The following is a 22,856-nucleotide window of genomic DNA, read 5'->3' on the forward strand; positions in this document are numbered from 1 at the left end:
TTCTATATGCCATCAATCCAGGTCGTCGCACCGACTTTCTCCACCGCGCGGGCTCCACACCAATTTGCGTATTTTGCGCACTCCCGCAATTCTTTTCCACGAGAGAGGGCCAAAAGAAATCCTGCCACAAAGCTATCCCCAGCTCCGGTAGTATCCACACAGTTGACCCCCTTCTCGGCTGGAACCAGCGCTTCCTCGGTATTACTTTTTATGTAACACCCATCGGAACCACACTTGATAACAACGTGTTTGACTCCTGCTTCCAAAAAAGCCTGAGCTGACTGCCGTATCTCTGTTTCACCTGTCACCAGCGCGGCTTCCTCCGCATTCGGGAACAAATAATCTACATAAGCCAGCGCAGGGGCGATATCAGCAAGTGTCTCCCCATTCTTACGTTTTGTCATGTCCGCACACACAATCATCCCCTGCTCCTTTGCTTTAGAGAAAAGAGACACCAACTGTTCTGTCTTAATCTTCGGAAACACAAAGATACTGGCAAAACAGAGAATCTTTGCCTCTTTCGGAAACGGCATATGGATATCCGAGATTTGAAGTCTGCGCAGACTTCCTCTTGAGTTGGTGAGAAAGCTCCGCTCACCGTTTTTCTGTACAAGAACTACATTAATTCCAGTGGACAACCCACTTTTGAATTGCTCTCTTCCAATTATTACGCCCCGTTTTTCGCAGTAGTCCCGCAGCAATTCTCCTGCCATGTCATCTCCCACAACCGTCTCCAGCGAAACTTCAGCCCCAAGTCCCGCCAATACTACAGCTTCATTGAGCGCGTCTCCGCCCGGTGACATTTGAATATTGTCGGCCGGATACGAGCCACTTTGAAAGACTTCCCGCTCTACAGGCACTGCAAGAACATCCAAAATGGCCGCCCCTATAACAAGAATCCTCATATCCACTATCCCTCTTTTTCACTATCCAGAACTAATTCTTTCAAATGCCCAAACAGACTCTTCAACAAGTCATCTACGGCAGTCTTTGTCTCCGGGCGGAGGGACTCTGCCTTCTTCATCATTACGGAAACATAACGCAGCCCGCCTTCCTGAAGGCCGGTAAGCGTCTGCGCCCCGGTAGCCTCTAATACAGAAAAGAAATCACCAACGACTTCCGCCCTCATGTCCGGCTCTAAATTTTCAAGCCAATTATGTAATGTATCGTTAAAAATCTCCGTTCTCCTGTCAATTTTTTCCTTTTTCAAAAATCTAGCCCCAAGCACTTCCCACGACAGGCCGTCATGCTGGAGAATCCCTTTCTGAGAACTGCTGATTACTGTCGGTTCATCTCCATGTTCCAATATCATTCCAATAACAGACGCTTCAGGCACGAATCTTTGTATTTTAGGCAGAATACGCTGAAAGCCTGAAGTAGTCAAAAAGGTGCCCAAAAACCCCGGCCCGTCATTACAGTAGACGACCTCAATCCGTTCCTGCACATTCGGCTCACACATAGCCGCCGCATATACCGCCAGATTGCCGCCCTTAGAGTGTCCTCCTACCCACAGTTTCCTCATGCTGTTACCGGCCACCTCATTCAGATAATCAGCTGCCTTCCTCTGAGCTGGAACCACACCCGCACTGAGTTGAAAATCCTCTTTCCATCCCACAATCGTATCATCCGTCCCTCGGTATGCAATGTACGAAGTCCCATCATCCAGAACCACCTCCAAAGCCGCAAATTGGAATTGCTCATCAAAAGCCAGTTCATTCACATAATTCTGGATTTTGGCATTACAAAATCTAGGAGACCCAGCCATGGCCTCCATTACATACGGAGCCAGCCGTATAAAAGAGCGGTCCGCTTTCAAACACTCCGGAGAATACAAGTCAAAAAACAAATCTGACGCCTCCTTCACCGTCATTGCCCCCATCTGGGGAGCAGGCGCTATCCCATCTAAATTTACATAAGATAAATATGACAAAATCAGATTGTCAACCTCGCAAAATGGGGACTGAGATAATGTCAAATCCCCTCTCCATTGTAGATAATCCATTATATTCGGCATCGAACGTATTTCTCCTTCCACTATTCTTCTGCATTCACTGTAAGTCTTCTATAGGATGCTCATTTATCTAATGCCCCTCTCTTAAACAAGTCAAAGCTAGGGATATTATAAAGTGAGAGAGCGACCTTGTCAATGTTATTGTACTTTCTCCGGGTAAAATTCTTACGAGTTTTCTTGCCCAAACCCTGTCATGAAAATGGGGCTTCTCATGGACGGGCGATGCATTTACATGAATTCATCCAATCCCCCCTAATCTCTTTCCCTCGCGAAGCTTAATTCCACACACATCGCATATCTGCTCCAGCCTCGCTTCCACAATTACATTTGAAACTCTTACTTCTTTGGGCGCTCCAAATTGAAATGCTGTAAATGGTAAAGGTGCTTCCTTCTCATAACACCTTAATGTCTTCTCCATGTTTATGCTCGCTACTATTCCAAGCTTGTTACTAATCTTATTGTCAATTACTCTGTTCTCCCAATTTTTTTGTCATCACTATTGCAGGGGATTTCTTATTTCCCCATTCAAGCACAATAGTCTCTTGTGATATAAAACCTTGCTTTTCCCAAAATGGGATCACATTATTATTATAATCGTTTACAACGTCAATACGAATTTTGTCTTTCCCAATAGTTTTCATCTCTTTTTCAAACTGATTATACAGCTTTTTCCCGATACCCTGCCTTTGCAATTCTGCGTCTAACATTATGAGAGACAGATAAACTGTATCGTCTGCTTTATAATCAATAACACCTATCACTTGTTCTGTATCGTTGGAGACAATCACCGAGGACAAGAAATTCATCTTCTCCATTTCTGTTAACTCATTTTCTATAAACCTCTCGTCAACTTTAGCACTGCCTAAATGATTCTTTAAAAAGCTCGTATTTGAGTTATATATTTTTAAAATACTTACAATATCCTTTTTTTCTGCTTTTCTAAATGAATAATTACTCATTTCTTCTTCCTTCCGAAAACGCACTCTTTTCCGCTGTTTTTTCCCGTGGCACATCTCCGGCAAATTTTTCTGCCGAAACGACTTCGATTAATTTACTATGAATTCACTGATAATTTGCTTACGTCGGTATACTAATATACCCATAAATTGGGTCTTTTAATCATTTGTAATCTTTTAACGCCTACCATGCCCCCAATGCCCGAACAGAATTTCACAATCTATTATTCAATCGCCTTTTATCCTTCACTCTCATTATATATGAATTTACATCTTTTACAATTTTATTTTGTACTTTTTCTCAAAAAGAAAAACCGCAACCCCTTGAAAAAACAAAGGATTGCGGGCTTCTTTAATAATATTTGATTCTAAATCAATGATTACTCAATGATAGTAGCAACACGGCCTGAACCTACTGTACGTCCACCTTCACGGATAGCGAAACGGAGACCCTGCTCCATAGCTACCGGATGAATCAATTCGATAGACATCTCTACGTTGTCACCAGGCATGCACATTTCTACACCTTCAGGAAGGTTACATACACCTGTAACGTCTGTTGTTCTGAAGTAGAACTGCGGTCTGTAGTTGTTGAAGAACGGAGTATGACGTCCACCTTCATCTTTTGTCAGAACGTAAACCTGAGCTGTAAATTTGTGATGACATTTTACAGAACCTGGTTTAACAAGAACCTGACCTCTTTCGATCTCGTCTCTCTGAACACCACGAAGAAGAGCACCAATGTTATCACCAGCCTGAGCTTCGTCAAGAAGTTTACGGAACATTTCGATACCAGTTACAACAACTTTACGTGTTTCTTCTTTGATACCAACGATTTCAACTTCTTCAGATACATGAAGAACACCACGTTCTACTCTACCTGTAGCAACTGTACCACGTCCTGTGATAGAGAATACATCCTCTACAGGCATAAGGAACGGCTGGTCTGTAGCACGCTGTGGATCCGGAATATAAGAATCTACTGCTGCCATAAGTTCCATGATCTTGTCTCCCCATTCTCCTGAAGGATCTTCAAGAGCTTTCAGAGCAGAACCCTGAATAATCGGAGTGTCATCTCCCGGGAATTCGTACTCGTCAAGAAGTTCACGGATTTCCATCTCTACTAATTCAAGAAGTTCTTCATCGTCTACCATGTCACATTTGTTCATGAATACAACGATGTAAGGTACACCTACCTGACGAGAAAGCAGAATATGCTCTCTTGTCTGAGCCATAACACCATCAGTAGCAGCAACAACAAGGATAGCACCATCCATCTGAGCTGCACCTGTGATCATGTTCTTAACGTAGTCAGCATGTCCCGGGCAGTCTACGTGAGCGTAGTGACGGTTCTCTGTCTCATACTCAACGTGAGCTGTAGAGATTGTGATACCACGTTCTCTTTCTTCCGGAGCTTTATCGATGTTTTCAAAATCTACTGCAGCATTACCAGCAACTCTTTCAGAAAGAGTCTTTGTGATAGCAGCTGTCAGAGTAGTTTTACCATGGTCAACGTGACCGATTGTACCGATATTACAATGTGGTTTGTTTCTTTCAAATTTAGCTTTTGCCATTTTGAATATCCTCCTTAATATAGCACCCTTTTGGGCATTTTTTTATTTTCGATGTTTTTACTCGGCTAATTCTGATTATATTTCAAATACTACAGTTTTTCAAGCCTTTTTCACATTTTTTTACTGTCTTTACAAAAAATGACTAAGCACCCTTGTTAGACAATACTTTCTCTTGAACTGACTTCGGAACCGGCTCATATTTCTCAAAGAACATTGAGTAGTTTCCACGTCCCTGTGTCTTGGAACGTAAGTCTGTTGAGTAACCGAACATTTCAGAAAGCGGAACATATCCTCTAACTATCTTACCGCCACCCAAATCGTCCATACCTTCGATACGGCCACGTCTGGAGTTAATGTCACCGATAACATCCCCCATGTATTCCTCCGGCATTGTTACTTCTACTTTCATGATTGGCTCAAGAAGTACCGGTGAAGCCTTCTTCATAGCATCCTTGAACGCAAGAGAACCTGCGATGTGGAATGCCATTTCACTTGAATCGACTTCATGGTAAGACCCATCATATACGGTCGCGTGAATACCAACAACCGGGAATCCTCCCAGTGTACCGGCCTTCATAGCTTCCTCGATACCTTCTCCTACTGCCGGGATGTATTCCTTCGGAATCGCACCGCCGACAACGCTGGAATCAAATTTATAAAGTTCTTCACCATTGACATCCATTGGCTCGAACTTAACTTTACAATGTCCGTACTGTCCACGTCCACCGGACTGCTTAGCATATTTGCTGTCTACATCCACCGGTTTGGTGAAAGACTCTTTGTAAGCAACCTGAGGAGCGCCAACATTTGCCTCTACTTTGAATTCACGCAGAAGTCTGTCTACGATAATTTCAAGATGAAGTTCACCCATTCCGGCGATGATTGTCTGACCTGTCTCCTGATCAGTATGAGCACGGAATGTCGGGTCTTCTTCTGCAAGTTTTGCAAGAGATTCTCCAAGTTTTCCCTGAGAAGCCTTTGTCTTCGGCTCGATAGCAAGCTCGATAACCGGTTCTGGAAATTCCATGGACTCAAGAATTACCGGATGTCTCTCATCACAGATGGTATCACCTGTGGTAGTAAACTTAAATCCGATTGCAGCCGCAATATCTCCGGCATATACTTTGTCCAGCTCTGCTCTCTTGTTAGCATGCATCTGCAGGATACGGCCGACACGTTCTTTTTTGCCCTTTGTCGCGTTCAGTACGTAGGAACCTGAATTAACGGAACCTGAGTAAACACGGAAGTAAGCAAGTTTACCAACGAACGGGTCTGTCATAATCTTAAATGCCAGTGCTGAGAACGGTTCATCGTCAGATGAATGTCTTACTACTTCGTTGCCGTCAGCATCAACACCCTCGATAGCCGGGATGTCTGTCGGCGCCGGCATATATTCAACAACTGCGTCCAGAAGTTTCTGAACACCTTTGTTTCTGTAAGCTGTACCACAGCAAACCGGAACTGCTGTACATTCGCATGTCGCTTTTCTTAATACTGCTTTTAACTGATCGACAGACGGAACCTCATCCTCGAGGTACATCATCATCAGTTCGTCATCCAGCTCACAGATTTTTTCTACTAATTCTGTACGGTAAAGTTCTGCGTCGTCCTTCATTTCTTCCGGAATCTCTGTAACACTGATATCTTCACCTTTTTCATCATTATAGATATAGGCCTGCATCTCCATCAAGTCGATGATTCCCTTGAAATCGTCTTCTTTTCCAATCGGAAGCTGAAGACAGATTGCGTTCTTGCCTAATCTTGTCTTAATCTGTTCTACTGCATTGTAGAAATCTGCACCTAAAATGTCCATCTTGTTGATGAAAGCCATTCGCGGTACATTGTATGTGTCTGCCTGACGCCATACGTTTTCTGACTGAGGCTCAACACCACCCTTAGCACAGAATACACCTACGGCACCATCCAGTACACGAAGTGAACGTTCAACTTCTACGGTAAAGTCAACGTGTCCCGGAGTATCAATGATATTGATACGATGTTCGAGAGCACCTTTTTTAGGCTTTGTTTCTTCTTCCAAAGTCCAATGACATGTCGTAGCTGCTGAAGTAATTGTGATTCCTCTTTCCTGTTCCTGCTCCATCCAGTCCATGGTAGCAGTACCCTCATGAGTGTCACCAATCTTATAGTTAACACCGGTATAGTATAAGATACGTTCTGTCAGCGTAGTCTTACCAGCATCAATGTGAGCCATAATACCGATATTTCTGGTTCTCTCTAATGGATATTCTCTTCCAGCCAAGATTTTTTCCTCCTATAAATAGTTACACATATATGGTAGTTCTTCTAGCCTAGGCTTGAAAACACCTCGCCAAGTTACGAAGAACAAGCTTCGCACTAAACTCGTGAGGCACCTCGTTAAGTGCTCTAGCTTAGAATCTGTAGTGTGCAAACGCTTTGTTTGCTTCTGCCATCTTGTGCATATCTTCTTTCTTCTTTACTGATGCGCCAGTGTTGTTTGCCGCATCAAGAAGTTCATTTGCCAGTCTTTCTTCCATTGTCTTTTCGCCTCTTTTACGAGAGTACAATGTTAACCAGCGAAGAGCTAAAGCCTGTCTTCTTTCTGCTCTTACTTCAATCGGTACCTGATATGTTGCTCCACCGATACGTCTAGCCTTTACTTCCAGTACCGGCATGATGTTGTTCATTGCTTCTTCAAATACTTCGATTGCCGGCTTGTCAGCCTTCTCTGCAATTCTCTCAAATGCGCCATATACAATTTTCTGTGCTACACCTTTCTTACCATCAAGCATGATGTTGTTGATAAGTTTGGTAACAACCTTGTTATTGTATAATGGATCCGCTAATACGTCTCTTTTTTGAGTATGTCCTTTACGTGGCACGGTTCTTCCCTCCTTATACATGGTGGCAAAGCTTCTGCTTTGCGTGAATAATTCATCGGTACTCACATGTGTCTTTCTATGTGTCGCGGCTCACGGGGACTCCTCGGTACCGCCGTCTCCGGCGTTCTATCTGGATTCAACCCGCAACCAACTATAATCATAGTTCTGTTTGTGATACGATAGTTCATAGTGTAGTTCTTTGTCGCTTTGCTCCAAAGAACAAAGTTCGCACTAACCTCGCAGTGCGCTAATGCTTCCGCTCGCTAAGTGCTTACTTTTTAGCGTCTTTCGGTCTCTTTGCTCCGTATTTGGAACGAGCCTGACGTCTCTTTGCAACACCTGCTGTATCAAGAGTACCTCTTACGATATGGTATCTTGTACCCGGTAAGTCCTTAACCCTTCCTCCACGGATAAGAACAACGCTATGCTCCTGAAGGTTGTGGCCTTCTCCTGGAATGTAGCTTGTTACTTCGATTCCGTTAGAAAGACGAACTCTGGCGATTTTTCTAAGCGCTGAGTTAGGCTTTTTCGGTGTAGCTGTCTTAACTGCTGTACATACGCCACGTTTCTGCGGTGCAGATACATCAGTAGCTCTTTTTCTCAGAGAGTTGTATCCTTTCTGGAGAGCCGGAGCTGTTGATTTTTTAACAGCTGTTTCACGTCCTTTTCTTACTAACTGGTTGAATGTTGGCATTCCTTTCACCTCCTATGATATTGGTAATGGTTGCGTTTTAAACATCTTCTGTTTAAAATGCGCACAAAAATAACGATACATTTTTTGCACGCTAGGTTATTGTAGTATATCGCCATAGAAAAGTCAAGGGATTCCGGTAAATATTTTGCCGGAATCCCTTGATTTCTATACAAAACAGGTTATTTTATATATGATTCAAAAAAGGCATTCCGGTACATATTCCCGAAATACCTTTTTCACATTCTCTATTCAGCTACAGTGGAACCTTCCAGTACCTCGCCTTCCTCAACCTTGTTTACAAGTTCGACGATATTGGCAACCGACGTCTCATCTGGAATTGTTACATATAAAAGTTCACTGCCTGATGAATAGCACATCTGCTTATCACCGAAGCCTTCCGCCGAAACAGAATAGATATTCCACTTGGCATTGCTCCGCAATTGGGCTTTAATTAAAGATTGAATCTGCTCGGTAGTAAAATTGGTGTCAATTCCTGCACTCACACTATCTATAATCTCCGGGGCGGCCCGCAGCATGGCCGGTGACATCATCTTTTTAATGATAGCAGTGATAACCGCCTGCTGGTGTCTTCCTCTGTCATTATCTCCGTCCGGCAGATTATAACGTTCTCTACAAAATGCCAAAGCTTCCTCACCATTAAAGTGATTGAGTCCTAATTGCACATCCATTATGTGTTCTGAGTCCGCTGAAGTCGTGAACTCCTGATCTGATTCCACATCCAGCCCTCCAAGTGCATCTACAATATTAATCATGGATGTAAAGTTAACTCTTCCATAAAAATCAATATCAATATCATACAGCTCGCTCAATGTGGCCATTGATCTGTCAATACCATAAGTACCTGCATGCGTAAGCTTGTCTCGCTGGCCGCCCGATATATCAGGAATCGGTACATAGTAATCCCTCGGTGTACTTATCAATAATACCTGATGGATTTTAGGATTTACGACCGCAATAATATTTACATCACTCCGGCTGTTCTGCTCAATCTCACCATACACATCAATTCCACTTAAATAGACGGCAAATACATCATTCATACTTGCGTCGGTCACGTCATTATCAATTGACACGACAATTTTATGACTGTAAATCTGTCTTGTATCCTGTGAAAAAGTATCATATTTATCTTTTATTATACTTTCCTGAGACGCATTGAATATGATTGCATCGACTTTTCCATCATATAGAGCCTGCGCTTCTTCCAGCATACTGTCGTACTCCGTCGTCTGTATACTGGTTCCAATTTCTTTTTCAATCTCAGATATTGTTGATTTGACCTGATCGCCTCCGGTTGCATACTGAACCCCGAAATTATAATCAGACGCGTCTGTTATTTTGTTAGCCTTGTTATCCTTCAACACAACCGCGACCATAGCGTTTGTCTTCGTATTGGCTCCCGTGATTTTGCCAATGGCGTTATTCACTTTCCCGATATAAAAGGAGCCTGCTCCCAAAATCACACATATAAATATACAGAATACTTTCCCCGCAACGCCCTTGCCCTTTGCCCCTAACTGGGTCAACAGAGTGATTCCAAGAAGAATCACGAGCACACCGACGAGAACCAGCACATATGTCGACGGCAGCATATTAAAGAACAGCATATTGACAACAAGCACTGCTGATAGAATAAACTGTAGAATAGTCAGAATTATCCCCAGCGTCTTGCTGAATCCGTTCTTTCTTCTTCCTCTTCTTCTCTTGTTCTTCCGATTTCTATTGTCGTAAGAACCATTACTTCTTGACCTTTTCATATCATCTCTTTCAGGCCGTCTCGTCTTACCGGCACTGGTCTTCCGTCTTTTTTCAGACGGATTATAATAATCGTCATCATCGTAATATCTTGTCTGAGCACTTCTGTCGTCTTCACGTGTATAACGGTTCTTTCCTTTCGTGCGTCTGCTGACTTCACGGCTGTTATTCATGCTTCTCACATTTCTGGTTGAACTGCCATTTCCGGAGCCGGCCCTGTTCGCGGGCCTTCTTTTCTTTTGTTCCATACTCTCTCCACTTTCATTTATTACAAAAATATTACGGTCTTGTGACACTTAGTTTACAATTACATTCCTATATAATATCGTTTTTTTTATTCCTTGTCAACGTATTTTCCTGTATTTCCCTGATGCCAATTCTTAATACTATCTGAATATCAGACAATCCTTAATGTTAAAGCTCCAAAATTTCTGCTATTTCCCGCATTTGCTCCAACGCGATATCGACAAACTCGTCAAAATCTATCCCCGCGTCTTCTATTGCTTCCATATACATACGGTTTGCCCCCGCCGCAAACCGGGCCTCATTGAACCGTTTGATCACGGACTTATGTTTCACACTTGCTATTTTTTTATCCGGATATACTTGAGCTACCGCCTTTAAAAATCCGCTCATCGGATCGGCGGCAAGAACCGCGTACTCCAAAGGCGTAGCGGCTTTTATACCGCTGGCAGGGTTATGCGCGCAAATCGCCCGGAACAGGCGCTCGTCTTGGACTCCTTCTTTTTTCAGCAATTCAACAGATGTGGGGCCATGTACTTCCGGATGGTTCTCCCAATCGCACTGCTCTTCATCCAAATCATGCAGCAGTCCGGCAATCCCCCAGTATTCTATTTCATTTGGAGCCAGAACTTCCGCGGCTCCTCTCATAATAGCCTCCACCGCATAAGAATGCTGCAGGTATCGCTCACCCTCCATATATTTTTTCAATATGCCGTGGGCCTGTTCTCTGTTCATCTCATCTTCCTCCTGACTTCTCATATCCTCCGCCGCTTTTCTTCCCGCTCAGAATAAAGTGCGCATCCCCGGAGGTTTTTGTAACATAGGGAACAAAGTTCTCCATGTTATAGAAAACAGATGCCGGATTTCTCGGCATCTGTCTTTATTCCAACCGCTGCAGCGGCTATATTAGCCCTCAAACGGAACTACAATGATATCTTTTGTAAAGTCGTTCAATACTTCACATCCGTCTTCTGTAATAATTACAAGGTCTTCGATACGTACGCCGATTCCCTCTTCTGCTATGTAGATACCTGGTTCTACGGAGAAGCACTGTCCAACCTGAATGATATCTTCATTTACAGATGATACATCACCGAATTCATGGTCTTCCAGACCGATAGAGTGGCCTGTTCTGTGAGTAAAGTACTGTCCATATCCTTTTTCTTCGATATAGTTGCGGCATGCAAGGTCAACATCGCACATTCTATTGCCCGGTTTTGCGGCAGCAATACCACGCAGGTTCGCTTCCAGCACGATATTGTAGATTTCTTTCTGTCTCTCAGATACTTCGCCGAGGAAAACAGTTCTTGTCATGTCAGACGCATAGTTATCTTTGAATCCACCGATATCAAGAACTACGCAGTCACCATATTTTCCTTTGGAATCATCTGTCACATGATGTGGGTCAGCAGCGTTCTTCGCAAATGCTGTAATCGGATCGAAAGATAATCCCTCGCATCCATGAGCTGCGTAAAGTTCACGTACTTTAGCTTCCAGCTCTTTTTCTGTCATTCCCTTTCCTACCCAAGGAATCAATTCTTCCATGACTTTGTCATTAATCTTGGAAGATATACGCATTAATTCTTTTTCGCCTTCATCTTTGATCATTCTTACATAATCAACGATCGGAGAACCATTGATAAATTTACTTCCTCCGCCCAGTTCCTGCAGTCTGATCAAGAATCTTGCCGGCCATGTCTTATCGATTCCCATCGGTTTGTCTTTTTCAACAAACTGGCTCAAAATCTCAACGCCGTCCTGAATATCATTATACCATACAAGCTCAACTCCAAGGTCCTTTTCCTGTGGGAACAATTCGTTGATAACAAGCTTGTGGTTTCCGTTCACATTTAAGTAGAGGGCTAATAATCTTTCTCCTGGCGCAATCCATTTTCCTGTCAAATAGAAAATAGCTACCGGGTCAGAAATGATCATCTGAGGAATCCCTTTCTCCTCCATAGATTTTAAGATGCGGCTCACTTTGTTTGTGTCCATTGTAATCTCCTCCTATAAGTTTGCTAGTTTGGCGCATTTCCCCAATGTGCTGGCTTCATTATATCTTTTTTTGTACAATATGTCAACAGCAACTAGACTATAGTCCAGATGACTTCCCACACTTTTTTCCCTTGCTCCGGCTGCACCCGGCGCACCCGTATCCTCAGCCTGTCTCCCCTCTCTTGCGCCTTCTGTACGCCCTTACACACACCAGTATCACCGCCCCGGCGATTGATGCTCCTATGACAATATCTGCAAGATTCATTTTCTTTCCTCTTTCTTTTACACTTTTATTTACTTCACATTTATTATACAATAAAAAAGGAAAATGCGAAACTTTTGTTTTAGGGAAGGATACTGTTATGATACATCAGCCTCGTTTTAAATTTCGATTCTACTCCGTGTTTTATATACCACTATTTCTTCTTTATATGGAAGTCATATTTCATGCCGCCGTCTTTGGTGTTCGCAGCTTCTTGAATCTTCCGGGTATCTTTTTGATTCTAGGGTTAGGACTTTTTCTCGGTCTTGTTATCTCCCTATTCCCGGAACGACCGCAATACATATTGATCTGGATCGTCCAAATCTTGGCCGTATTCTTATTTTGTGCTGAAATTATATATTATTCTGTATTTCAGCAGTTCCTTGCTCCTTTCAGTATGCTGGGCGTGGCTGGACAAGCCCTTGATTTTATGGATGTCATACTGAAAAATATTGGCCTGAAACTGGCAGTCCTTCTGTTGTTTTTGCTGCCTCTTATTTTATACGGGATTTTCGGCCGCAGAAAAATCACATGGCACCGTATTGACAAACTGGAAGTGCTTCCCCTCATGGCAGCATGTGTCCTGCTCCATGGCGGCGCGCTGCTCCTTCTTCACACCGGCAGCCACAGCCTGTACAGCAATTACGACATCTACTATCACAACGTATCTTCCGATATGACGGCAGAAGCCTTCGGTGTATGTGCAATGACGCGTCTGGACGGAAAATACGCTTTGTTCGGCGCCCCTTCCAAAACACTTGCCGTATCTTCCACGACACCGGAAACTGCGGCTCCGGAAACTTCCGTTCCGGAACAAGAGGAACAGCAAATCGACACTTCGCCCAACATTCTCAATATTGATTTCGATGAAATTACAGCGAATGCACCCAATGGAAACGTTGTACAGCTTACGCAATATTTCCAGAGCCAGCTTCCAAGCCGGAAAAATGAATACACCGGAATGTTCGAGGGGTATAATGTGATTTTTATAACTGCAGAAGGGTTTTCAAAATATGCCATAGACGAGACACGCACTCCCACACTTTACAAACTTACCAATGAAGGGTTCGTATTCCAGCACTATTACACCCCGCCTTGGTATGCCAGCACCTCCGACGGAGAATACGCGAATCTGACAGGGCTCCTCCCCACTGACGGCCGTGTGTCCCTAAAGGAGACCGGGACACGGCAGAGCAACATGTACTTCACACTTGGACGCAGGTTAAGCGCTCTCGGCTATGCTGCAAACGCCTACCACAACAACAGTTATACTTATTACGGGCGGGATTTGTCCCACCCCAATATGAGATACAACTGGCATGGTACTGGCAACTGGTTCCAGCCGGAAACGAACGATGCCGGCTATGAATTATGGCCGCAGTCGGACGTACAGCTTATCGCTCAGAGTGTGGAAGATTATATACATTCGGAACCCTTTCTTACCTATTACATGTCTGTCAGCGGGCATATGATGTATGAGTTCGAGAGCAACTGCATGTCCGCCCGCAACAAAGATGCGGTAGCGGACCTTCCCTATTCCGATACCGCCAAAGGTTATCTGGCCTCACAGCTGGAATTGGAGAAGGCTCTGACTCTCCTGCTGCAGACATTGGAAGAAAACGGTCTGGCCGACCACACGCTCATCGTACTCGGCGCAGACCATATTCCTTACAATGACGTGGATGTACTCAACGAACTGGCCGGACATGAGCTGGAATCTGAGTTTGAATTGTATGAGAACAGCTTAATCATCTGGTCCGGGAGTATGGAAGCGCCTGTCACTGTAGAAAAATATTGTTACGATGTGGATATCCTTCCTACCATTTCTAACCTGCTGGGCATCCCCTACGACTCCCGCCTTTTAATCGGGCAGGATATTCTCTCGGATTCCGAACAGCTTGTATGCTTTCCTGACCGAAGCTTCATATCAGGTAAATGCTTCTATAATGCGGCCACAGGAGCCGTAACACCTCTGGGGGAGGAAGAAGTGTCCAACGAATATATCGAAAATATGTCCGCGATAGTATATAACAAGTTCTCCGTTTCCGAGATGATATTGGACGAAGATTATTATCAATATTTAAACGGCAGCTTTGATTAATTTCAAAACTGCCGTTATGTACATACCCTAAACCCTATTATGGCATTTAAAGCGCAGTGTGGGTCAGCAGCTGTTTGAATTGCTTTTTCTATCTCACAGAGAGGAAACTCATGCGTTATGATAGACGATATATCCCATTTACCGCTTTTCATCACAGATATTACATCCGACACATCCTGTGGCATATACCCGCCATATCCGATAATACTTTTCTGCGCGAAGGTTAGATTTAGTAAATCTAATTTGCGTATCGCATTGTTCACCGCGACAGACACAAAATGACTTTTCTTCATTTGAAAGTACCTCCATAAATTATTAAGGCAACAGTTGTTGTTTCTTTACAACTTTAGTATAATCGTGTTGAAAAACACAAACGATTATCAATCCGCATACAAGTGTTGGAATAATAAAGGAGGATAGCATGAACAGGAAAAATAATCGGAGGCGCCGTGAATCCATTGAGCGTATAAAAAAGGCCTTTATCGAATTACTGCTGACAAAGTAAAAGAGGATTTGGAAAAGGAAGTCGATTTGCTTTACGAAGCAGAAACGACGCAAAAAATCAACAGCAATGACTATCTAAGGCTATTTCGCCATATCAAAGATAACCAACTGTTTTACCGTACTTACTTTAAGCTTGGTTATGACAATCAATTTAGGCTCAAGTATTATGGCATTCATCAGGCTGAACAGTATTTTGACAACCAGTATATTGAATATCATATTGAGTTTTTCAGAAGTGGTATAAATGCGATTGTGAAGAAACGGCATAGCCGAAGCCATGCCGTTCCCCAAACACAATCCTGTGCTAATTTATGAGTGCCTCACAACGGCACATTTTATTACATCCAAAAATCGCCAGACTATACCAAATGGCATGCAACCTGATGTCCAGGGCACACTTCGCGAAGTTCCGGTTTCTCCTTGCGGCAGCGGTCCGTCGCATATTGACAACGCTCCACAAATCTACAACAATCCGGCGGATTGATCGGGCTAGGAATCTCACCCTTAATCGGAATACGCTGGCTTGATTTAGCCTTATCCGGATCCGCCTCCGGAATTGCGGAAATCAGCGCCTTCGTATATGGGTGCAAGGTATTATTGTAAAGTTCTTCTGTCTCAGCAGTCTCTACAACTGTTCCCAAATACATTACGACAACCCTGTCTGAAATATATTTTACGACGCTTAAGTCATGGGCGATAAACAGGTAGGTCAGTCCGCGTTCCTGCTGAAGCTCTTTCAGCATGTTGATGACCTGTGCCTGTACGGACACATCGAGAGCGGAAATCGGCTCATCACAGATGATAAAATCCGGCTCTACAGAAAGCGCTCTGGCAATACCGATACGCTGTCTCTGTCCACCAGAGAACTCATGAGGGAAACGGGACATATGATCTTTATTCAGTCCTACCGTCTCCAGCAATGTCTGTACCCGCTGCTCTATCTCTTTGTTAGGGTATCCATGCTGCTTCAGTCCCTCCCCTACAATCTCTTTCACCGTCATACGGGAATTCAGAGACGCATATGGGTTCTGGAAAATCATCTGCACTTTCTTGCAAAACGCTTTCTGCTCTTCTCTTGAAAGCTTTGTGATGTCCTGTCCTTCGTAAAGTACTTCCCCTGACGTTGGCTCATACAAACGAATCATGCAACGCCCGAGTGTGGACTTTCCACAGCCGGACTCTCCAACAACGCCCACTGTCTCACCTTTATAGACATCGAAGGAAACATGGTCTACCGCCTTCAAATCCGCTTTTTTTCCAACCTTAAAATACTTACATACATTCTTTACCTGCACGAGAGGCTGTTTTTCGTTATTATTCATTTGCTTTCACCTCTCCTTCCTCAAGTACTTCTGCATTCTCTTTCTTCATTTCTGTATCAGGAGCCAATTCATGCTGAAGCCAGCAGTTCGTCACATGCTCGTCAGATATTTTATAGCAGCTTGGCGGATTATCCTTACATATATCCATCGCATACTCACAGCGCGCCGCGAAAGGACATCCCTTTGGCGGGAAGAACAGATCCGGAGGTGTTCCGTCGATTGGCGTCAGCTTCTCGCCTTTTGCCGTATCCAACTTCGCAATAGAACCCATCAGACCTTTTGTGTACGGATGTGCCGTATTATAGAATATCTCCTGTGCCGTTCCTTTTTCCACGACCTTGCCACCATACATAACAACTACACGGTCACACATACGTGCGATAACTCCTAAGTCATGTGTAATGATAATAATGGACATTCCAAGCTTTTCTCTCAGCTCAAGAAGCAGGTCAAGAATCTGTGCTTCGATTGTTACGTCCAAAGACGTGGTCGGCTCATCACAGATAACAAGGTCTGGACGGCTTACCAGAGCGATTGCGATCATAACACGCTGCTTCATACCACCTGATAATTCATGTGGGTACTGTTTATAACGTTTTTCAACATCGGAGATTCCTACCAGCTTCATGATCTCCAGTGCTTTTTCTTTGACTTCCTTCTTTGTTACATCCGTGCGTCCCAAAAATACTTCTTCTATCTGGGCTCCAACTTTCATCGTCGGATTCAAAGAAGTCATGGGATCCTGAAATACAAAACCGATGTCCTGTCCGCGGAGTTTTCTCAACTCTTTTTTCGTCATTTTCAAAACGTCTTTTCCGTTGACAAGAACCTCTCCGCCCTCAAAAAATCCCGGCGGCTCCGGATTCAGTCTCATGATGCACTGAGCCGTAACGCTCTTGCCGCAACCGGACTCTCCAACGATACCAAGTATTTCTCCCTTTCTCACTTCAAAGCTTACGTCACGCACGGCCTTTACCTCGCCGCCGTATGTATGAAAGGAGTACACAACATTTTTCAATTCTAGAATCTTGTCTTTATCTGCCATTTCTATGATTCCTCCTATTCTGTTCCGCGCAGTCTCGGGTCAACTGCGTCACGCAAGCCGTTACCGAGAAGGTTCAAGGCCAGCATGGTCGTACATACAAAAAATGCCGGTATCAACACCTGATGCGGTGAATAGCGTAGATACTGGATTCCTTCTTTACAGATAACTCCCCAGCTACAGTTAGGCGGTGTAATACCAAGTCCGATGTAACTCAAGAACGCTTCCTGAAAGATTGCCCCCGGAATCGCCATACATAGATTGGTTACGAGCATTCCGAGAATATTTGGTATCATATGTTTCAAAATAATTGTAAAGTTCGGTACACCGAGCACTCTTGCCGCTAGGACAAAATCCTGCTCCTTAATTCGATAGACCTCACCACGCACAAACCGACAGGTCCCAATCCAGCCGACAACACACATGGCTACGATCAGAGGTGCAATACCTTTACCAAGCACCATTACGACCAAAATGGTAATAATAAGACTTGGGATTCCGTATAAAAGGTCTACAATACGCATTACGATCATATCAAGCTTTCCGCCATAAAATCCGCAGAGTCCACCGATTACCGCTCCTACACACATATTTACGACAGCCGCGATCAGACCGATACTAAGGGAAACACGGGCCCCCATCCAGATACGCACCCAGAGGTCACGTCCTGTGGAGTCTGTCCCAAGCCAGTGCGCGCTGGAGATAAATGCATTTCTTGCATTTACATCCATCTGAGACTGGGTGTACTGGCTGAACATCGGCGCAAAGATAGCCATAATCGCATAAAGTATAATGATGCACAGTCCGATAAAAGCACTCCGGTTCTTCCGAAGACGTCTCCACGCGTCCGACCAGAAGGAGAGGGATGGCCTGCTGATGCTTTCCATGCGAGTCGTGTCTTTTCCCCGTATCACAAAAGATTCTTTATTTAATTCTGCCATTTCTCCCACCTACCTTTCACCAATGCGCACACGCGGATCCGCTACGCCGTACAGAATATCTACGACCAAGTTACAGAAAATCAAAAATACACCGTAGAATATTGTCATCCCCAATACCATGGAATAGTCGTTATTGGACACACTTTCTACGTAGTATTTACCCATTCCGGGAATCGCAAAAATGGATTCAATAACGAATGTTCCGGTAAGCACAGAAGCAACCGTCGGGCCCATTACTGTCATAACCGGCATGATGGCATTTCTTATCTGATGCTTCACTGTAATCCTCATCTCAGACACACCTTTGGAGCGGGCCGTCTTGATATAATCCTGCTGGGAAACTTCCAGCATGCTCGCTCTCATAATACGGGAAACGGACGCCAGTGTATAGAATGCCAGCGCACATGCAGGCAGAATCGTATACTTTATGCCGTTATACTGCGCTACCGGCAGCAGCCCCCACTTGATTCCAAATCCATACTGCAGTATGGCTCCCATGATGAAATCGGGGATACTGGTTCCCAGAACCGCAATGACAACGCAGAAGAAATCTAGCTTCTTTCCCCTGTTTCTTGCCGAAATAATACCAAGTACAAGTCCCATCGATATCGCCAGCACAAGCGCACGGATACCTAAGTCCGCCGAGAATGGGAATGTCTCACCGATAATCGTGTTAACTGTTTTGTTCGTAAATTTCATCGAATATCCAAAATCACCCTGAAGCAGGTTCTTCATATAAACACCGTACTGTACGATAAGCGGTTTGTCAAATCCATAATAGCTCTCCAGATTTGCCCTTACTTCTTCGGTCATCTTTGGATTTTGAAACGGGTCTCCGGGCATCAGACGTACCAGGAAAAATACGGCGGTAATCAACACCCACATCGTCAAAACGGCAGCAATCACACGCTTCACTATATACTTCCGCATCCTTAATCCTCCTTGTAAACGAATAAATTCGCCGCCCGGTTTATTTCCGGGCAGCGATTAATTTTATAATGTATTTCAATTACTGAATGTCTGCATATACCCAGTCAAGGTTGATGCTGCAGTAGAAGAAGTTAAGACCCTTCACATCATCATCCACAAGGTAGTGTACTTCTCTTTCTGCCTGTGGTAAGAATGCGCCGTCATCAATGATGATCTGCTCTGCTTCATGAAGCATCTCCATACGTTTCTTTGCATCTGTCTCAGTCTGTGAAGCTTTCAAAAGTTCATCTACTTTATCGCTCTTGTAGTGGCTGTAGTTGTAAGAACTGTCTGATTTGAAAAGTTCAAGGTAGCTGTATGGATCGTCATAATCGCTTCCCCATCCGCCCCAAGCAATTTCAAAATCGCCGGTCTCATGACGTTTCAGTACTTCTGCATATGTAATCTGGTTGATTTCTACATTGATACCAAGCTTTGTTGTCCACATTTCCTGACAAACCTCAGCCTGCTTCTTAGCAGAATCGGCATCAGATGTTGTAATCGTAACTGTAATGTCAGACGCGCTTGCTTTGCCAAGTTCTGCTAATGCTGCGTCCAAATACTCTTTTGCTTTTGCTTCATCGCCTTCTAACGGATAAGAGTTCAATTTAGACTCTTCGCCGTATTTGCCGTCGGCACCCTGAAGTCCGCTGAATACAAGTGAGTTGCTCGGTGCGTATACATCATTGTTAACCAATGTATTGTAGGAATTTCTATCCAGTGCATAGTTCAGTGCAAGACGGAAATTCTTATTAGTGATCGGAGAGTCTTTTGTCTCATCCATGTTAAAGTAATAGTAGTCAACGTTACCGTTACGGAACTTATTATCCTTGCCTTCGTAGTTCGGCACTGCCGCTGAAGGAATTTCAGAATAATCCAAGTCTCCTGACTCGTACATTGCAAGAGCAGTCTCCTGATTCTGTACATAGCTCAGCTCTACGCGGTCAAGTTTGATAGAATCTTTATCCCAGTAATTTTCGTTTGGCTCAAATATCCATTTCTGATTCTTAGCGCTTGTGAGGACATAAGGACCAGAGTAAACATTCTTCTCAGCGTCTGCTGCGAACTCTGCGCCGTATTTCTCTACAATATCTTTACGAAGCGGTGCGAACTGTGCCTGTGCTCCAATCATACTTAAGAAGTATGCTGTCGGATGCTCCAATGTTACTTCTAAAGTTGTATCGTCTTTTGCAACAACTCCCAATTCAGTAGGCTCCATCTCACCTGTTTCAACTGCAAGACCATTCTTGATGTACTCGCCGATGAAAGCGTATGGCGCTGCTGTTTCCGGATCCATCAGTCTCTGCCAGCTGTATACATAATCCTCAGCTTTGATCTGTTCTCCGTCGCTCCATTTTGCGTCTGGGTTCAAGTTAAATGTGTAAACAAGGCCGTCATCAGAAACTGTCCAGTCCTTGGCAACACCCGGAGTTACTTCCCCTCCTGTGTTTCTTACAAGACTTTCTGTAAGGGCATGCTGGATTTCATTATCAGGAATACAGTTACTCTTTGTCGGGTCCAGTGTTGTAGGCTCCGTTCTCGTAGAATAACGGAATACTTTTTCTCCTGAATCAGAACCTGTAGATTCTTTTGATTCTTTTGTCTTTGGCGTACCGCAGCCAGCTAACGCGCCGACTACCATTGCTGCAGCGAGAAGCGCTGCTAAAACTCTCTTTTTCATAAAAATCTCCTCTCTTTCTGCCTATAGCTGTATAAGCTTTTTTGTAGCACTTATCAGGTCTTTGTATCTTTCAGAGGTGTTAAGTCCCTGGTCCGTCATCCGGCCCCACCCCGTCCCGGTATACAAATCCCCGGTTCTACCATTATAAGGTTGTTCTCTTCCAGTATATGGATGCATCTGGCTCCAATATTCGGAAGTTCATGCACGGACAAGTCTGTATCATGTCCGATTTTTTGATAATGATACCCCCAATATCGGGCATCTTCTCTGATTTTCTCAAAACTAGACTAGACTACAGTCTAGTCATATAGCAAAAGACGCCATGATTCCTCATGACGTCTTTGTCTTCTCCTCAAGTCATAGTATTTCACGCTATGACGTCTCTGATTTATTGTACGATACCTATGAAGTTTTCTTCCTCGGCGTTCTCTTTCTTTCATCACGGCCGCTGTCCGCGGCATGTCAGGCATTCTGGCAAGATGAAAACAATATGTAATCACAGCAGCAGGTCCCGTCTTTTGAAAAGCTTCGTGAAATTAGAAGAAAGCATCTCTCATCCGGCAAGCTCTCTGGCTCTTGACCTCCAATGAATACGAAAGCCCTATCACACAAATGATATGCTTCGTACCTTTTGCTTATTATATCATGAGCATAGCTCATGATTATTGCACATTCGCCAAATGCTTCGCGCTTGGCTCATTGTGTTCATTATATCACAGCTGTCCCGAATAGAAAAGTAAATTCTCACATTTTCATGTCAGTGAATTTTTTTCATCTCCTTGATAGCATTTACTATTGTAACATTAATGTTAGCTAAGGTCAATACCTCTGCTATTTTTTTCACAAACTTCTACAATTCAATCAGTTCTTTTCTGGCTGTTATAAGGTTTTCGATGCCGTCCTTTGTTATCAGCACCTGATCCTCAATACGGACACCACCCCAGCCCGGAATATAGATTCCCGGTTCCACGGTCACAATATTGCCTTCCTCTAAAATGGCAGTGGAATTACTTCCCATAAAAGGAATCTCATGTACAAATACCCCGATGCCATGTCCGATTCCGCCATAATTATACTTTTCATACTCCGTTCCCTTAATCGCTTTCAAAGAGGCTTCATAAGCTTCTAATCCCGTTGCTCCGGGACGCATCACCGCCTCAACATCCTCTACCATCTGCTGCTCCAGACGATATACTTCTTTTTGCTTCGGCGTTGCTTTTCCTACGACAACGGTTCGCGTCATGTCAGAAAGATATCCATTATACTGGCAGCCATAGTCCATCAGTACGAAGTCACCATATTCAATGGCTTTGCTGGACGGTATGCCGTGAAGCAGGGACGTTCTTGCCCCGGAAATCAAAATTCCGCCGTAGGGCTTCGTGTCCGCTCCTTCCATGACCATATAGTGGGAAAGCTTGGATGCCAGCTCTTTCTCTGTCACTCCGACGCGGATATCCTGAATGATTTTTTCAAATGCCCTTGACGCAATGTCGCAGGCGATTCTGGAGTAGGCAAGCTCTTCTTCCGACTTAACGGCCCGGAATGTCTCGATTACATTTTGAGTCGGAACCAATTCCGCCTTGATGACCTCTTCCATCCGGCGGTAACTGCTGAAAAGCACTTCATCCGCTTCAAATCCTACCGCCTTTAGGCCCTTCTCTTCCACTACCTTGGCAATTGTCCCGGCAACCGTAGTCCCCGCTTCCCGCCAATTCAAGATTTCATATTCCGGGCATTCATAAGACGCCTGCTCTGTATATCTGGAGTCTGTGATAAAGTAATTCTTCTCCTGCGTCAAAAGCAAATATGAATCATCCCCCGTATATCCGCTGATATACCGCACATTGGACGGGCTGCTGACATAAAATGCCGGCAGATCATGCTCCTCCATGTATGTTAATAATTTTTGTTCGTTTTTCATTGA

At 44.1% G+C, this 22,856-nt stretch carries 21 protein-coding genes; 2 read left to right on the forward strand and 19 right to left on the reverse strand.

Features of this window, described 5'->3' with window-relative positions; all coding sequences use genetic code 11:
• Positions 1 to 2: 2 nt before the first annotated feature.
• The 11 genes from BN6465_RS06745 to BN6465_RS06795 form a co-directional block, all read right to left on the reverse strand.
• Positions 3 to 905, reverse strand: a complete 903-nt coding sequence (locus BN6465_RS06745) for a carbohydrate kinase family protein (protein ID WP_082891616.1) — start codon at positions 903 to 905, stop codon at positions 3 to 5.
• 5 nt (positions 906 to 910) lie between these two features.
• Positions 911 to 2,014 carry a DUF2974 domain-containing protein gene (locus BN6465_RS06750; RefSeq protein WP_066733043.1) on the reverse strand — a complete coding sequence of 368 codons (1,104 nt, stop codon included), beginning with the start codon at positions 2,012 to 2,014 and terminating at the stop codon, positions 911 to 913.
• Positions 2,015 to 2,249: 235 nt separating this feature from the next.
• Positions 2,250 to 2,429 carry a hypothetical protein gene (locus BN6465_RS20940; protein ID WP_066733045.1) on the reverse strand — a complete coding sequence of 60 codons (180 nt, stop codon included), beginning with the start codon at positions 2,427 to 2,429 and terminating at the stop codon, positions 2,250 to 2,252.
• Between the two features lie 43 nt (positions 2,430 to 2,472).
• Positions 2,473 to 2,970: a GNAT family N-acetyltransferase gene (locus tag BN6465_RS06760; protein ID WP_066733047.1), complete on the reverse strand. Its 498-nt coding sequence runs from the start codon at positions 2,968 to 2,970 to the stop codon at positions 2,473 to 2,475.
• 377 nt (positions 2,971 to 3,347) lie between these two features.
• Positions 3,348 to 4,541: an elongation factor Tu gene (gene tuf, locus BN6465_RS06765; RefSeq protein WP_066733052.1), complete on the reverse strand. Its 1,194-nt coding sequence runs from the start codon at positions 4,539 to 4,541 to the stop codon at positions 3,348 to 3,350.
• Between the two features lie 142 nt (positions 4,542 to 4,683).
• On the reverse strand, positions 4,684 to 6,801 hold the full coding sequence (gene fusA / locus BN6465_RS06770) for an elongation factor G (protein WP_066733054.1): 2,118 nt from the start codon (positions 6,799 to 6,801) through the stop codon (positions 4,684 to 4,686).
• 130 nt (positions 6,802 to 6,931) lie between these two features.
• Positions 6,932 to 7,402 (reverse strand): 30S ribosomal protein S7, encoded by a 471-nt coding sequence (rpsG, locus tag BN6465_RS06775; protein ID WP_066733056.1) that lies wholly within the window; start codon positions 7,400 to 7,402, stop codon positions 6,932 to 6,934.
• 271 nt (positions 7,403 to 7,673) lie between these two features.
• Positions 7,674 to 8,096, reverse strand: a complete 423-nt coding sequence (gene rpsL / locus BN6465_RS06780; protein WP_066733059.1) for a 30S ribosomal protein S12 — start codon at positions 8,094 to 8,096, stop codon at positions 7,674 to 7,676.
• 245 nt (positions 8,097 to 8,341) lie between these two features.
• Positions 8,342 to 10,120, reverse strand: coding sequence for an LCP family protein (locus BN6465_RS06785; RefSeq protein WP_066733061.1), 1,779 nt, complete (start codon positions 10,118 to 10,120; stop codon positions 8,342 to 8,344).
• Positions 10,121 to 10,286: 166 nt separating this feature from the next.
• Entirely contained in the window at positions 10,287 to 10,850 is a 564-nt protein-coding gene (locus BN6465_RS06790) for an HD domain-containing protein (RefSeq protein ID WP_082891617.1), read from the reverse strand.
• Positions 10,851 to 11,021: 171 nt separating this feature from the next.
• Positions 11,022 to 12,110, reverse strand: a complete 1,089-nt coding sequence (locus BN6465_RS06795) for a M24 family metallopeptidase (RefSeq protein WP_066733065.1) — start codon at positions 12,108 to 12,110, stop codon at positions 11,022 to 11,024.
• 362 nt (positions 12,111 to 12,472) lie between these two features.
• Between BN6465_RS06795 and BN6465_RS06800 the strand changes: the two genes are divergently transcribed.
• Complete coding sequence (locus tag BN6465_RS06800) at positions 12,473 to 14,473, forward strand: LTA synthase family protein (RefSeq protein ID WP_066733067.1); 2,001 nt, start codon at positions 12,473 to 12,475, stop codon at positions 14,471 to 14,473.
• 14 nt (positions 14,474 to 14,487) lie between these two features.
• Here BN6465_RS06800 and BN6465_RS06805 read toward each other — a convergent pair whose 3' ends face one another.
• On the reverse strand, positions 14,488 to 14,766 hold the full coding sequence (locus tag BN6465_RS06805; protein WP_066733069.1) for a hypothetical protein: 279 nt from the start codon (positions 14,764 to 14,766) through the stop codon (positions 14,488 to 14,490).
• Positions 14,767 to 14,986: 220 nt separating this feature from the next.
• Here BN6465_RS06805 and BN6465_RS20455 point away from each other — a divergent pair, with 220 nt between their 5' ends.
• Positions 14,987 to 15,292: a hypothetical protein gene (locus BN6465_RS20455; RefSeq protein WP_227183623.1), complete on the forward strand. Its 306-nt coding sequence runs from the start codon at positions 14,987 to 14,989 to the stop codon at positions 15,290 to 15,292.
• Between the two features lie 44 nt (positions 15,293 to 15,336).
• Here BN6465_RS20455 and BN6465_RS06815 read toward each other — a convergent pair whose 3' ends face one another.
• From BN6465_RS06815 to BN6465_RS06840, 7 genes are all read right to left on the reverse strand, one after another.
• The gene (locus BN6465_RS06815) at positions 15,337 to 16,299 is read right to left on the reverse strand and encodes an ABC transporter ATP-binding protein (protein ID WP_066733072.1); all 963 of its coding nucleotides are present in this window, start codon (positions 16,297 to 16,299) and stop codon (positions 15,337 to 15,339) included.
• Positions 16,292 to 17,344, reverse strand: a complete 1,053-nt coding sequence (locus BN6465_RS06820) for an ABC transporter ATP-binding protein (RefSeq protein ID WP_066733073.1) — start codon at positions 17,342 to 17,344, stop codon at positions 16,292 to 16,294. Before BN6465_RS06820 ends, BN6465_RS06815 begins: the two co-directional genes overlap by 8 nt.
• Positions 17,345 to 17,358: 14 nt before the next feature.
• A complete protein-coding gene (locus BN6465_RS06825) occupies positions 17,359 to 18,282 on the reverse strand; it encodes an ABC transporter permease (protein ID WP_066733074.1) in 924 nt (307 codons plus the stop codon).
• A 9-nt stretch (positions 18,283 to 18,291) separates the two neighbouring features.
• The gene (locus BN6465_RS06830) at positions 18,292 to 19,212 is read right to left on the reverse strand and encodes an ABC transporter permease (RefSeq protein WP_066733076.1); all 921 of its coding nucleotides are present in this window, start codon (positions 19,210 to 19,212) and stop codon (positions 18,292 to 18,294) included.
• A gap of 79 nt (positions 19,213 to 19,291) precedes the next feature.
• Positions 19,292 to 20,932, reverse strand: coding sequence for a peptide ABC transporter substrate-binding protein (locus BN6465_RS06835; protein WP_066733078.1), 1,641 nt, complete (start codon positions 20,930 to 20,932; stop codon positions 19,292 to 19,294).
• Between the two features lie 95 nt (positions 20,933 to 21,027).
• Positions 21,028 to 21,204, reverse strand: a complete 177-nt coding sequence (locus BN6465_RS21690) for a M24 family metallopeptidase (protein ID WP_154670248.1) — start codon at positions 21,202 to 21,204, stop codon at positions 21,028 to 21,030.
• 578 nt (positions 21,205 to 21,782) lie between these two features.
• Entirely contained in the window at positions 21,783 to 22,853 is a 1,071-nt protein-coding gene (locus tag BN6465_RS06840) for a M24 family metallopeptidase (RefSeq protein WP_066733080.1), read from the reverse strand.
• Positions 22,854 to 22,856: the final 3 nt, after the last annotated feature.

The sequence above is a fragment of the Bariatricus massiliensis genome (genome assembly GCF_900086725.1).
Lineage (GTDB): Bacteria > Bacillota > Clostridia > Lachnospirales > Lachnospiraceae > Allocoprococcus > Allocoprococcus massiliensis.

Excerpts from the sequence above, each read along its gene's own strand:
- BN6465_RS06815 (WP_066733072.1), bottom strand. The coding sequence starts at position 16,299 with ATGAATAATAACGAAAAACAGCCTCTCGTGCAGGTAAAGAATGTATGT.
- BN6465_RS06805 (WP_066733069.1), bottom strand. The coding sequence starts at position 14,766 with ATGAAGAAAAGTCATTTTGTGTCTGTCGCGGTGAACAATGCGATACGC.
- BN6465_RS20940 (WP_066733045.1), bottom strand. The coding sequence starts at position 2,429 with ATGGAGAAGACATTAAGGTGTTATGAGAAGGAAGCACCTTTACCATTT.
- BN6465_RS06830 (WP_066733076.1), bottom strand. The coding sequence starts at position 19,212 with ATGCGGAAGTATATAGTGAAGCGTGTGATTGCTGCCGTTTTGACGATG.
- BN6465_RS06840 (WP_066733080.1), bottom strand. The coding sequence starts at position 22,853 with ATGAAAAACGAACAAAAATTATTAACATACATGGAGGAGCATGATCTG.
- BN6465_RS06825 (WP_066733074.1), bottom strand. The coding sequence starts at position 18,282 with ATGGCAGAATTAAATAAAGAATCTTTTGTGATACGGGGAAAAGACACG.
- BN6465_RS06750 (WP_066733043.1), bottom strand. The coding sequence starts at position 2,014 with ATGCCGAATATAATGGATTATCTACAATGGAGAGGGGATTTGACATTA.
- BN6465_RS06835 (WP_066733078.1), bottom strand. The coding sequence starts at position 20,932 with ATGAAAAAGAGAGTTTTAGCAGCGCTTCTCGCTGCAGCAATGGTAGTC.
- BN6465_RS06820 (WP_066733073.1), bottom strand. The coding sequence starts at position 17,344 with ATGGCAGATAAAGACAAGATTCTAGAATTGAAAAATGTTGTGTACTCC.
- rpsL (WP_066733059.1), bottom strand. The coding sequence starts at position 8,096 with ATGCCAACATTCAACCAGTTAGTAAGAAAAGGACGTGAAACAGCTGTT.
- BN6465_RS06800 (WP_066733067.1), top strand. The coding sequence starts at position 12,473 with ATGATACATCAGCCTCGTTTTAAATTTCGATTCTACTCCGTGTTTTAT.
- BN6465_RS06745 (WP_082891616.1), bottom strand. The coding sequence starts at position 905 with ATGAGGATTCTTGTTATAGGGGCGGCCATTTTGGATGTTCTTGCAGTG.
- tuf (WP_066733052.1), bottom strand. The coding sequence starts at position 4,541 with ATGGCAAAAGCTAAATTTGAAAGAAACAAACCACATTGTAATATCGGT.
- BN6465_RS06760 (WP_066733047.1), bottom strand. The coding sequence starts at position 2,970 with ATGAGTAATTATTCATTTAGAAAAGCAGAAAAAAAGGATATTGTAAGT.
- BN6465_RS06785 (WP_066733061.1), bottom strand. The coding sequence starts at position 10,120 with ATGGAACAAAAGAAAAGAAGGCCCGCGAACAGGGCCGGCTCCGGAAAT.
- BN6465_RS06790 (WP_082891617.1), bottom strand. The coding sequence starts at position 10,850 with ATGAACAGAGAACAGGCCCACGGCATATTGAAAAAATATATGGAGGGT.
- BN6465_RS06795 (WP_066733065.1), bottom strand. The coding sequence starts at position 12,110 with ATGGACACAAACAAAGTGAGCCGCATCTTAAAATCTATGGAGGAGAAA.